This is a genomic window from Gilliamella bombicola (genome assembly GCF_900094945.1).
GTDB lineage: Bacteria > Pseudomonadota > Gammaproteobacteria > Enterobacterales > Orbaceae > Gilliamella > Gilliamella bombicola.
The window spans coordinates 1-13,520 of the sequence record NZ_FMAQ01000010.1 but is presented as its reverse complement, the minus strand read 5'-3'; the positions used below and the strand labels follow the sequence as shown (position 1 = coordinate 13,520).

The window sequence follows — 13,520 nt, the reverse complement described above, 5'->3', positions numbered from 1 at the left end:
ATTATCATTATCAATTTTGTAAAGGATTGAAACCTAATTAACGTTGAAATCCAATTTGGATACCATCTTGTAAAGCAATCATCGCTGAAGTTTTATGTGTTTGATTTGGATAAACGACATAACTGAGACGTAAATTTGAAATATTAGCCTGTTTTAGTTTTTCAAATAACTTTGTTATAGAATCAACCATTTTACGGTTTTGTCGATGCTTTAATAATTCTTCTTGTTTTATTTTGGATAGGCTTTTTTCAACTTCACTCAGAGATTGTTCACTACCACCTACAGAGATTAATAGATTAGTAGGTTGTTTTAAAACATGGCTATTTGGATTCTTAATGAATTGATCAAGCGTATCAAAAAGATATCCTCCACTAAACCACAACGAAGGACTTGATACGACATAAGTGTTGAAAACAGGTGGTTTGGTAAAAAAACAATACAATGCAAATAACCCACCGTATGAATGTCCAAAAATAGATTGTTTATGGGGATTAATAGCAAATCTTTTTTCCATAGCAGGTTTGAGCTCTTGCGAAATAAAACTAAAAAAAGCATCAGCACCGCCATACTGCTTAGGAAAGTTGATTTCTTTATTTGGGAGCACTTCTAAAGTATATACTTCTGGTTTGGGTAAATCATCAAGCGCTCGTCTACTTTCACCAAAATAATCAATAGCAACAATAATGCCATCTTGAATAATACAGCGTTCACACGTTTGAGTTGTTAATATATTATTCGCCGTTAAAAAGTAACTATCGCCATCTAACAGATAAATAATAGGCCATCCATCTTTAGGTATAGGTTTATTTGGTGAATAGATAGTAATTTTATAATCACCAATATATTTGGAATGAAATCTCTCCACGCTTACATTTTGTATAACAAGAGGATTAAATTTTGATGAGTTTGCTTGACAAGCAGTAAGCAATAAAAAAGCAAACAAATTGATAAGAAACAAACGTTGCATCATCATCCTAAATTAATAATGAGAATTATTAACAATTGTACATTAACAATGCAATTAATCGTAGTTTTATATGACAGTTATTATATTAACTAGCGTTTTTTTAATCTTAAATAACTAGCCATATTCCCCCTACAATTCAGCAGAATATGGCGATGTTCAATAATATTATTAAGCTATTTATACCGCTGTACTATTTGCTATTGTACAGTTGTATTACATTGATTTACGATACTCAACAATATCTTCAATGGTCACAACGGGCATATGATATTGTTTAGCAAACATAACCACTTCAGGTGCTCTTGCCATAGTACCATCATCGTTGGTTAACTCACACAGAACTGCGGCAGGTTTTAAACCTGCTAATGTCACTAAATCAATCGACGCTTCAGTATGGCCTCGGCGAACTAGAACACCGCCCTCTTTAGCAACTAAAGGAAACACATGCCCTGGATGATTCAGATCGCTCGGCTTAGCATTGTCATTCACCGCCGCCTTAATAGTTGTAACGCGATCAGCCGCTGATACACCGGTTGTAACTCCATTAGCGGCTTCAATCGAAATAGTAAATGCTGTATTATTTTTGCTAGTATTATTTGCCACCATCATTGGCAAATGTAACTCGTCACAACGTTTTTGTGGCAAACATAAACAAACAATGCCACTCCCGTAACGAATCGTCAGCGCCATTTGCTGGCTAGTGATAGACTCAGCAGCCCAAATAATATCGCCTTCATTTTCACGGTCTTCATCGTCTAAAACCAACACACCTTGACCGGCTTGAATTGATGCGATCGCTTTTTTGACACGTTCGATGGGCGTGCCAAACTCATTTAAATTAAACTGATTCATGGTAAATACCTATATATTTTCACTTGCTCATTTCATTATTTACTTAATCAACTTTAAATAACCATTTAACGATGATCTATTTAGCCATTAAATTAATTAAGTACAAATAAATAAAATACCAGAATCAGGGCAGTGCTCGACTAGCATGGTTTTGCCTTTCAGCAAATATTGGAAAGATAAGCAACTCTCTTTTATCCAGACTTTAACTGTCGGCTTTGGAATTTCACCAAATCTGCTTGACCTTAACCCGTCAAAATTAACTGAACAATAAAAAAATCACCACAGTTAACAAGACAAATTAAGCGCTCGTGGGCTATACCACCGGTGGGGACTTACACCCCGCCCTGAGAATTTTGCCAAAAAGATTGACAAGTCACACTATAATACAAAATGATAAAAAAAACACGGAGATTTTAAAACGAAATATTGCCGCAAAGCGCGGCAATCATAGAAAGTACGGTGTGTATTAATGCATACGAGATTCATTTATTCGACGTCGTTCAGCTTGACGCATCCATAACCATGAAATAAACCCGATAATACCAACTATCAATAAAATAATAGTTGCAAGCGCATTAACTTGCGGATCGACGCCTAATTTCACTTTTGCAAAGATCAACTTCGGTAAGGTCATTGCTCCTGGCCCCGTTACGAAATTAGCAATCACCACATCATCAAGAGACAAAGTAAAGGCTAATAACCAACCAGAAACTAATGCCGGTGCAATCATTGGCAATGTAATAATAAAGAACACTTTCAATGGATTAGCACCTAAATCTAAAGCGGCTTCTTCAATTGATTTATCAAGTTCACGGAGCCTTGCACTAATCACCACTGTTACATAAGCCATACAGAAGGTCGTATGCGCCATCCAAATAGTAATTGCGCCACGGTCTTTTGGCCATCCAAGAATTTGTCCCATACCGACAAATAAAAGCAATAATGCCAATCCTGTAATAATATCAGGCATAACAAGCGGTGCTGTTGTCATAAATGAAAACAGGTTTGCCCCTTTAAATCGTTTAAAGCGAACAACAGCATAAGAAGCAAGCGTACCTAAAATTGTTGCAAAAGTTGCTGCACATGCGGCAATTGCTAAACTCAGGCCAACAGCTTTAAATAGCTCTTCATTATGCATTAGCTCAAAGTACCATTTAGTTGAAAATTCAGCCCACACCGTAACTAAGCGAGAACTATTAAATGAATAAACAATTAAAATAATCATTGGGATATATAAAAAAGAAAATACCACCAATAAAATAAGTCCTTTAAGACATCGAAAAATGAGCGATAATGTCACAATCACTGTCACAATAAAACTAAAGATCAAACAGTTAACATATAAGCTCATATTGCTAAGCAGATTTAACCCAGCCGAACTAATCAATATCGATAGTACTAACGAACCCAATAACAATGAGATAAATACAATCACAGAAGATCGCAAAATAACAGGTAAATCATTCATCTATTTACCCTCCATTTGTCGGCTTTGAAACTTATTGAAATAGTAAATTGGCACTATTAAAATCAACAACATAACTGTCGCAACAGCAGATGCTGCCGGCCAATCAGTATCCCGAGAGAATATAGTCCAAATTTGCGTACCAATCATGATACTTTGAGATGGTCCTAATAATTCAGGTATCACATATTCACCAACGGCCGGAATAAACACCAGCATACCGCCTGCAATAATGCCATTTTTGGTAAGTGGCACAATAATTTTGAAAAAGGTCCTTATTGGTTTACAACCTAAATCTAATGCGGCTTCAATTAACGTCGAATCCACTTTACTTAATGAAGTATAAATAGGTAACACAACAAACGGTAAATAAGAATACACAATACCAATATAAACTGCCAAATAAGTCTTTATAATCACCAGCGGCTGATCAATAACCCCTAACCACATTAAAAAGTGATTTAACAAGCCTTCTTGATTTAAAATACCAATCCACGCATAAACTCGAATTAAAAATGATGTCCAAGACGGCAAAATAATCAACAATAATAGAATATTACGTGTAGATTGTTTACATTTTGAAATTGCCCATGCTAATGGGTAACCAATTAAAATACATAATATGGTTGAAATAGCCGCAATTTTTAATGATTCTAAATAAGACTCAATATAAATATTATCAGTAACTAAGTTAATATAATAACCAAAGTTCAAAGCAATATTTAGCAATCCGTCATCGAAACTAAACAAATCAGTATAAGGCGGAATCGTAAAGATTTTTTCAGAAAAACTAATCCTAAATACAATTAAAAATGGCAATAAAAAGAGCAAAAGCATCCATAAATAAGGAATGGCAATAACAATTAACCGTCCATAAAGAGTCATTAGATCGGCTTCTGAGCGTTGTTGTTGCATTTTTTTATAAGCAAAATAGATTGCCACAAGCCCCGCAGGAACAAATAATATACTGCCAGCAATAATCAGCCTATAAGCAAACCTAGATGGTTTATAATTTACTAAATATAACCCCAAGCATGACAATAAAAAGCTCAATGTCATTGCGGTAAATAGCGCATCTAAAAATAAGTTATCAAACGCCCCTGTTGTTGCAAAACGCAAATAAACATTGAGCAACACAAATGCATTTAACAACAATCCTAATACAATGGATCGCATTATGATATCCTCTTATGTTTATTCAGTAAGCACAACACAACTATCTACTTCCCAACTTAAGTTAACTATGTCACCCCAAGTTGGCATGCCTTTGCGATAGCGATGCTCATTTTGTAGCTGTGCAATGATAATTTGTCCACTTGGTAATTTAACGTGATAAATCGACAGATCCCCAAGGTAAGCGATTTCAACGACTTCACCAGTTGCCACATTGTAGCCATCTTCTGGGATTTCGTCGCATAGTTTAATTTTTTCTGGACGTAGTGCGACTTGTGTTGGCACACCTTCAACTGCAGGCGAATCATAATCGACTTTTAATGGATGCTTAATCATAGGGCAGCTAATGATCAAACCATCTTCTTGCGTCTCTTGCAAAATACCATCAAAAACATTTACCGAACCAATAAACTCAGCACTATAACGGCAATTTGGGTGTTCATAAATCTCTTCAGGCTCGCCGATTTGTACAAATTGGCCTTTATTCATAATCGCAATGCGCCCTGCCATGGTCATGGCCTCTTCTTGGTCATGAGTTACCATCACACACGTTGCGCCCACCTGTTCTAAAATGCTCACTACTTCAAGTTGCATACGATCGCGAAGTTGTTTATCTAACGCACCCATTGGCTCATCAAGCAACAATAATTTTGGACGTTTGGCTAAACTTCTGGCTAAAGCCACACGTTGTCTTTGACCGCCAGATAATTGATGCGGTTTACGCTTACCAAATTGCTCCATATGCACAAGGGCTAACATTTCGTCAACGCGTTGTTTGATTTCGGCTTTATTTAATTTGTCTTGTTTTAAACCAAAGGCAATATTCTGCTCAACCGTCATGTGAGGAAACAGAGCATACGATTGAAACATCATATTAATTGGACGATCATAAGGTGGAACTTGCGATAAATCTTTACCATCAAGAATAATCTGCCCCGACGTAGGCTGTTCAAAACCGGCAAGCATTCGTAATAACGTAGATTTACCACTGCCTGACGCACCTAATAAAGCAAAAATTTCGCCAGTATAGATAGTCAAATTAACATCATCAACGGCATAATAATCATCATTAAAAACTTTGGTTAAATTTTTGATCTCCAATAGTGGAGTTATCATCTTTTTTTTAGGCTGTACCTGATTTGTTGTTTTATTGTTCACTCTATTTTCCTCATAACAACAAGCCAAAAAAAACGAGACGGAAAGACTCAATAGCCCATCCGTCTAGAATTATCATTTTAACGCGATATGCAAAATATCAACTATTTACCAGTCTTGAGTTTAGTCCACGTACGAGTAATTACGCGCTCAAGTTTAGGATCTTTAACTTGCAAAGTGAATAGTTTTTCCATCACTTCTGGTTTTGGATAAACCGCTGGATCGTTTTTCACTGCTGGTTTTACAAATTTGTCATTTGCTTCTTTATTAGCGCTAGCAAAGTTCACATCGTTAGTGACTTGTGCGGCAATTTCAGGTTTCATAACAAAATTTAAAAACTCATGAGCTTCGTCAGGGTTGTCTGAATCTTTTGGAATCGCAAAGGTATCAAAAAAGACTAATGCGCCTTCTTTTGGTATTTGATAACCAATATGCACACCATTTTTCGCTTCGTTTGCTCTATCACGTGATTGTAAAATATCACCTGACCAACCTAAAATCACACAAATATCGCCATTTGCTAAATCGGTAATATATTGTGAAGAATGGAAGTAACGAATATTTGGTCTTACCTTTTCTAACAACTCATAAGCCGCACCAGTGTAATCTTTAACGTCAGTACTGTTAGGATTTTTACCTAAATATTGAAGTGCACTTGCAAAGATCTCGGTTGGTGCATCTAAAAATGCCACACCGCAATCTTTTAGTTTTTCCATATTTTCTGGTTTAAAGACTAAATCCCAGCTATCAACTGGCGCGTTTTCGCCCAAGCGCTCTTTCACTTTATCAATGTTATAGCCGATACCTGTTGTCATCCAAACATAAGGGATAGCATATTTATTGTCGGGATCATGCGTTGCCATTAATCTCATTAAATTTGGATCAAGATTTTTCCAATTTGGTAACTTGCTTTTATCTAACGGTAAATAAACACCTGATTTAATTTGTTTAGCTAAAAAGCTATCAGAAGGAGAAACCACATCAAAACCAGAATGGCCCGCCATCAATTTACCTTCAAGGATTTCGTTTGAATCGTACACATCATACACAAGCTTGATGCCAGTCGCCTTTTCAAAATCCGAAATAGTATTAGAACCAATTTGACCTGCCCAATTGTAAAAATGCACAACGCGATCTTTAGCAATAGCAGATTGAGATAACGCTAGTGAAACACCAGCCACGATTGAAAGAATTGTTTTACGTTGAGTAAACATGCTCACCACTTCTCCTCTAGTTGTAGGGATATTACATGTTAGACACAAGCCCATTGCAAAGACACAACGGACCCCCAAATTTTGCTATCGACGATGTTAACAATGATATAAATAACCAATATCACAATCGCCGAGCGAAACCGAGGTAATCAGGCAATCACAAGTCATTAATAAAATAAATGAACGAGTAGAGCTAACCTTGCATTACGAGGGATAAAATACCTTTTTTTTTCAAGATGTCTACTTAAAAAATCAAATATTAAAACTTTCGCAACTGAGTGGCTATGTTTTAACCACTCAAGGGGTAATTGACCACCATTTAGCAATTAATTAACCGCTATTATTCGGCAGTAGCTTGCATGATTTTGGTATTAGGTTGCCAAACGCGGTATTTAACTTGCAAATCGTTTGGCACATAAAAAACTAACGGTAAACTACTGTTATAATTCAATAAACCTAAATTATGGTTAATTGTCACAAATTGATTTTTATTAGAACCTTCTGGGCAAGCCATTAAGGTTGACAGGTTACCAACGGTCTTTTCAACCACATAATAAGAGTATCCCCAACCTTTAAGCTCTTCTTGCTTAACTACGCCACCTAAATTATGGAAATTACAATCAACATTCATCTCTTTACCAATGATCACTTCAACTTTTGTATTGTTCTCATTAGCAATAGCAGGCAAATGGATAGCATAACGCGTAAAGCCAACTTGAGCTGCAGGAAATGGCGCTGTATCATTGGCATTTTGCGCAACAGGCTTCACTTTTGGGGAATTTGCACACGCGGTTAACGCAACACCTAATAATGTTAATAACAGTAATTTTTTCATTTTAAAATCTCCATTAAAATAATTAATTATAAACACCATCGTATTAATTTGAAGTGATAATGCGTATAATGACGCCATCAAGATTAATAAATATGGTAAAAAAATGCCAGCAGAAAAAAACACTACTGATTTACTCAAGTTGATTTTAAACCTGTTAATCATCGGGTTGCTAATCATTATTACCTATCGTGTTATTGAAGCATTCTTATTTGGATTCTTCTGGGCGGTAATGGTAGTCATTGCCACTTGGCCACTAATGATAAAAATTCAACAAAAGCTATTTAACAAACGCTGGTTATCGTTACTAATAATGGCACTCATATTAGCACTTGTTTGCATTATACCGTTTATATTAATTATTAGCTCGGTAGCCCAAAATGGTCACCACCTTATTGAATGGGCAAAATCACTTTCACATCAAGAGTTGCCAAAGTTAGACTGGCTAAATAACATTCCCGCTTTTGGTCCTGAACTACACCAAAAATGGTTAAACCTGATTCAAACTGATGGTTCTGACTTAGTCTCAAGCATACAACCTTATATTGGCACCATGATAGGTTGGCTACTTGAACAAGTCACCAACATTGGCATATTCATCTTTCATGCTGGCGTCATGATTATATTTAGCTTACTTCTTTTTTTAAAAGGCGAAAGTATCACAAAATACGTCTACTTACTTGCTAATCGACTATCAAAACAATACGGCACAACCACCGTCACTCTTGCAGGACAATCTATTCGCGCAGTAGCACTTGGGGTTGTGGTTACTGCTATCACCTTAGCCCTAATTGGCGGATTAAGTTTTCTATTAACCGAAATGCCATTGCCTGGTGTACTAACGCTAATCTTATTTATTTGCTGTGTGGCACAAATTGGCCCTGTGATTGTGATGCTAGGGTGCATTTTTTGGCAATTTTGGGCTGGCAATACCATTGCAGGTATCGTCTTAATTGTTGTTGCGATCATATTAACGACATTAGATAGCGTAATGCGAGCCTACTTAATAAAAAAAGGGGCTGACTTACCGTTTTTACTCATATTATTTGGCGTCATTGGCGGATTACTTGGCTTTGGTATAATGGGGTTATTTATTGGTCCAGTGGTACTAGCATTAACTTATAAAATAATTCAAACATGGGTTGATGAACAATCTTAAACCATTTATTATCACCAACAATAAAGCATAAACAGGTTGCTAAAGGTATAACGTAGTACACTAACCTAAAGCAACTTAGCAAAAATGCACACAAATAAAAAGGAGTGTTATTCTTACTGGCCTTATTTAAATTACCTTAGATAAAATCCTAACGTAACTGGTCAGTTATAACGATAAATAGATTATGCGAATACCATTTATAAAATACAATCATCACAAGCATCTTGATGAATTAGCCAAAATTCAACAAAATGCTGACCAATACCAAATTTTATATGATCCTAAAGCATATCGACTTGCTTTAATTGAAAGCATAAAACAAGCACAAAATCGCATTTATATTGTTGCGCTCTATCTAGAACAAGATGAAGCTGGCAAAGAAATTCTTAACGAACTGTATCAAATCAAACAACAGCGTCCAAATTTAGATATCAAAATATTTGTTGACTGGCACCGCGCACAGCGGGGGCGAATTGGTGAAGACAAAGCCCACACCAACGCCAACTATTACTACCAGCTCAAACAACAACACCCTGACATCGACATCCCTATTTATGGTGTACCCGTAAACCGTCGAGAAGTGCTTGGCGTACTGCACCTAAAAGGTTTTATTATTGATAATACTGTCATATACAGCGGTGCAAGCATCAACAACGTCTATTTACATAAACTTGAAAAATACCGTTATGACCGCTACCACTTAATTACCAATCCACTATTAGCCGATAGCATGGTGCAGTTCATCAACGACCACTTTATGCCGTATGAGGCTTTACAACTACTCAATACAGGCGTACACAAAACACGCAAACAAATCAAATCCGAAATAAAAACCCTGCGCCAACACCTAATGGATGCTAGCTACCAATACAACGGCAATGCCGACAACGAAACATTATCGGTTGCGCCAATAATGGGGCTTGGGCGTAACAACTCACTCAATAAAATTATCCATCACCTAATAAATATAACCGAACAAAAAATCATTTTTTGCACGCCTTACTTTAATTTGCCTAATATTTTAGTACGCGACATCATTCGCTTACTACGCAAAGGACGTCAAGTTGAATTAATCATTGGCGACAAAGAAGCCAACGACTTCTATATCCCTCCCGACCAACCCTTTAACATATCGGGCGGACTGCCTTATTTATACGAAATCAACTTAAGACACTTTATTGAACGCCTACAAAATTTTATTGATAAAGAGCAACTCACAATAAGATTATGGAAAGACGAATCTCAAACCTATCACCTAAAAGGCATCTGGGCAGATGACAATTGGGCACTCATAACCGGCAACAACCTAAACCCACGAGCGTGGCGCCTTGACCTTGAAAACGGTATACTAGTGCACGATCCAAAACAAGAATTAAGAGATAAGTTCAATCAAGAACTTAACACGATTCGTCAAAAAACAACGTTGGTTACACACTTTCAACAAATCCAAGCGAGCCAATTTTATCCTACCCAAGTCCATAAATTAATAAAGCGGCTAAGCCGCATTAAAGTGGATAGAATTATTAAGCGGTTGTTGTAAAGGCAGGATGTTTTGAAAGAGAAGATTTCTTGAAAAAACACAATAAAAACAACAACCTTAAACCAATACTGAAGGAACTGGATGTTTTTTACCATGAACTAAAAACAATCATTCTTCACCAAAATTCTGCTTAGAAATTTAACTTACTTTGAGAAAAAAGCGCTTCTGCTGTTTAACAACAAAAGCGCAAATCCGGTCTAGGTTTAAGATTAAGGCCTACAAATAGGTGCATTCTCATCATTGCATTAAAACAATATCGCGTTTGACAAAAAAGCACACATAGATTTAAGGGGCAACACAAGCCATAAAGCGACTATTAGCTGTACTCTGCAGGTCAATACCTCCATCGGCTGAATAAACACTATATAGACTGCCATTATATGAATTAGCCCAATATCCTGTATCATTAGCCCAATTGTTACCAATACTAAGATTCCAATCACTACCTTCATAAAAATTATTCATAGTATTGGCAGTAAACCCCCACTCGTTAAATAATCCCCCAACCCATTTACCGCTAATATCTTTATAACTGACTTTTCGTTGACAGTTATTAATACTTCTTCCTGGTAAACCTTCAGTCCAGCCTGCTCCATTTCCATTGGTATAGTCATTTATATCGGGAATTCGATAACCATTTCCTAAACTACGGCAAAAGTTTTGAGCATCCGCATACCCATATTTTACTGTCGATCCTGGTTGAGAGATATACCAACGCTCTATCTTAAAGCTATACAGTAATTTTGTATGATTTACATCAGAATAAAGCTTAAATAACGAAGGAGAAAAAGCCTTATTACTTGAATTTATCGAAGGACCTTTTAATACAATCTTCAATGCTTCATCGCCACCTGGATAAAGGTTACCACCTCTAATACAAGTTCTACATATCCTCTCCATGTCAATAGCCCAGTGTTGTGTATTCTCTTTGCTTAACGATAATGATACACCACTACCGCTAACCGCACTCACCGTTGTACCATTTGCAGCTATAACTTGTTCAGGGGAGATCCCGCCCAATAATAAATAGAAATATAACCTATCTGATCCCGTCGTCGGAAAGTTCTCTGCTATATTACTATTATTTGTGACTGCAAACCCTTTTAACGAAACCCAATTTGGACCATCCATATCCCAAATGGTGGTACCAAAAGCATGGTCATCATAAGCTAAATTTGGTTGCGCATAGCAAGCAACTGGCCTATTCATATTGCCATTAATATAGTAACTGTGGGCATTACCCGCAAAAGTGCTACTATTGGGAACACCATATTGCGTCGATAAAGTGCCTGCAGTTGCTGTTAAGGTAAGTTTATAAGGCCCATCACAAAGATTAAACCGTTTATTCGGATTGGCTTTAACCTCTCCTGTAATATCTATACCATTTTTATCTTGCCATTTTATGGTTAACTGTCCTGTTGCATTTATATTATCATCGCCATCATCGTCATGACCATAATTATAAGGTGAAACAACTAAGTCATTTAATTGAATTTCAGGGTAATTTACCAATGGCACTATTGTTTGTATATCGGCAAATGTATCCGTTATATTTGACATCTCAATCGGTGCATTAACGTTAGATTGATCTATTGTTGCATTAGGATAAAGTGCACTATTTGCTCCCTGAGGAATATAGCTGATATTTGGCAGTCTTATTCCCAATAAGTCCTCCATACTAGCAACTTTAGTTACACCATCAATACTTAAATATGGTGCGGAGCCTTGAATGACCTGCTGGGACTGGACTGACAACGCCTGCAAACTCCCCGAGTACGGCAGTAAAAGCAATGGCGCAAAAGCTAACAGCAACTTGGATAAGTGCCTCGTTCTCGACGAGAATATTGCCGATAAATCGGACAATTTTGCTAGACTAGGTAATAAAAAAGTGAATAGAGCCGGTTTTGGGCTACGGTGAAAATGAAAAAAATTTAGGGCATAGGTTTGGCAGGCCATATGCCATATGCCATATGCCAAAGATGATAGCGCATTTCGATTATCCTGTCAAGTAATTTTTTGTTTTATTTGGATTTTTTATAATTAACTGCTCAACTGACTAGCATTATTTTGCTTTAAAAGCGGTTGAATTATAGTCGCTTGAATAATAATGCGCTAGTTTTTTTGTTAAAATTTTATAAAGTTTTGTTAAGGTTTGAGTCAGCTTACGTTGGTCTGTTTTGGGGAATGGTTTTTGACGAAAAACCACTAAATAAAAACTTTAATAAAATCAATACCTTTTCTGAACGATTTTTGGGAGGAAAATCAGGCCTTTTTTTTGTTTTGGTGTATAGGATGGATTGGGTGCGGTGGTTTCGGACGTTTTGAGCTTAGGTGAATAAAATAGCTACAGTGACCACGTCCGAGCTAAGGGAATTATTCGCACCGTAATAGGACAAACAACATAACTATCGTTTTTGGGATGGGTTGTTGTGTTTTTATTAGGCGGTTTTTGTTAAAAAATAGCTCAAAAAACTTTAATAAAATCAATACCTTTTCTGACCGATTTTTGGCGGAAAATCAGGTCTTTTTTTGGGTTGGTGGATAGAATGAATTAGGTGCGGTGGTTTCGGACGTTTTGAGCTTAGGTGAATAAAATAGCTACAGTGACCACGTCCGAGCTAAGGGAATTAAAGCGAATTCCCTTAGCAATCCCGCGCTTTGGCTGCAGAATGTGGCCTGCGGCTACGCTACTCGTATCATCCTGATACTCGCCTCTTCGAGGCCACCTTCACTATGCTCAGGTGTTCAAATTTGTTCCAGACAAATTTGTCCGCCGTCGCTCGGTCTTGACGCACCGTTTGTGATGCGTTCCAGACGCAGCACAAACTCGCCAAACATCCCTGTTTGGCGTGCTAACCTCGCTCTGTTGTCGGCACATTCTGACGCCGGAATAAAACAAACAACACAACCATCTTTTTTGGAAGATATTATGTTTTTTATAATTATATGATTTATTTTAATTAAACGCCTGCGCGCGTTAAGGCGTGGTCTCTGTTAGAGCGTTTTAACTGGAAATTTCTAAACCGCCTATACGGCGTTAAGGACCCGGCTTCACGAGTAATTACTCGTCGATTTTTTCTAAACCGCCTATACGGCGTTAAGGATTAATCTAGTTACATACACTGATGACACTATTTTCTAAACCGCCTATACGGCGTTAAGG

10 protein-coding genes and 1 riboswitch are annotated in these 13,520 nt (G+C 37.0%); of the genes, 2 read left to right on the top strand and 8 right to left on the bottom strand.

The annotated features are described in order from the left end of the window. Positions 1-37: 37 nt before the first annotated feature. The 7 genes from GA0061081_RS08215 to eco form a co-directional block, all read right to left on the bottom strand. The gene (locus GA0061081_RS08215; protein WP_160402435.1) at positions 38-967 is read right to left on the bottom strand and encodes an alpha/beta hydrolase; all 930 of its coding nucleotides are present in this window, start codon (positions 965-967) and stop codon (positions 38-40) included. A gap of 213 nt (positions 968-1,180) precedes the next feature. Further along, on the bottom strand, positions 1,181-1,819 hold the full coding sequence (ribB, locus tag GA0061081_RS08210; RefSeq protein WP_091349572.1) for a 3,4-dihydroxy-2-butanone-4-phosphate synthase: 639 nt from the start codon (positions 1,817-1,819) through the stop codon (positions 1,181-1,183). 179 nt (positions 1,820-1,998) lie between these two features. Then, positions 1,999-2,175: riboswitch (FMN riboswitch) on the bottom strand. A gap of 110 nt (positions 2,176-2,285) precedes the next feature. Beyond that, on the bottom strand, positions 2,286-3,287 hold the full coding sequence (locus tag GA0061081_RS08205) for an ABC transporter permease subunit (RefSeq protein ID WP_209435396.1): 1,002 nt from the start codon (positions 3,285-3,287) through the stop codon (positions 2,286-2,288). Next, positions 3,288-4,199: an ABC transporter permease subunit gene (locus GA0061081_RS08200; protein ID WP_091349757.1), complete on the bottom strand. Its 912-nt coding sequence runs from the start codon at positions 4,197-4,199 to the stop codon at positions 3,288-3,290. 279 nt (positions 4,200-4,478) lie between these two features. Beyond that, complete coding sequence (potG, locus tag GA0061081_RS08195; protein ID WP_245176386.1) at positions 4,479-5,615, bottom strand: putrescine ABC transporter ATP-binding subunit PotG; 1,137 nt, start codon at positions 5,613-5,615, stop codon at positions 4,479-4,481. A gap of 101 nt (positions 5,616-5,716) precedes the next feature. Continuing rightward, entirely contained in the window at positions 5,717-6,826 is a 1,110-nt protein-coding gene (locus GA0061081_RS08190) for an extracellular solute-binding protein (RefSeq protein WP_091349568.1), read from the bottom strand. Between the two features lie 340 nt (positions 6,827-7,166). After that, positions 7,167-7,661, bottom strand: coding sequence for a serine protease inhibitor ecotin (eco, locus tag GA0061081_RS08185; RefSeq protein WP_091349749.1), 495 nt, complete (start codon positions 7,659-7,661; stop codon positions 7,167-7,169). A 103-nt stretch (positions 7,662-7,764) separates the two neighbouring features. On the opposite strand from eco, the gene ydiK reads away from it, so the two are divergent. Then, positions 7,765-8,817, top strand: a complete 1,053-nt coding sequence (gene ydiK, locus GA0061081_RS08180) for an AI-2E family transporter YdiK (RefSeq protein ID WP_091349564.1) — start codon at positions 7,765-7,767, stop codon at positions 8,815-8,817. 184 nt (positions 8,818-9,001) lie between these two features. Further along, positions 9,002-10,357, top strand: a complete 1,356-nt coding sequence (gene pssA / locus GA0061081_RS08175; RefSeq protein WP_091349561.1) for a CDP-diacylglycerol--serine O-phosphatidyltransferase — start codon at positions 9,002-9,004, stop codon at positions 10,355-10,357. 285 nt (positions 10,358-10,642) lie between these two features. Here pssA and GA0061081_RS08170 read toward each other — a convergent pair whose 3' ends face one another. After that, positions 10,643-12,334, bottom strand: a complete 1,692-nt coding sequence (locus tag GA0061081_RS08170) for a hypothetical protein (protein ID WP_141683355.1) — start codon at positions 12,332-12,334, stop codon at positions 10,643-10,645. Positions 12,335-13,520 lie beyond the last annotated feature (1,186 nt).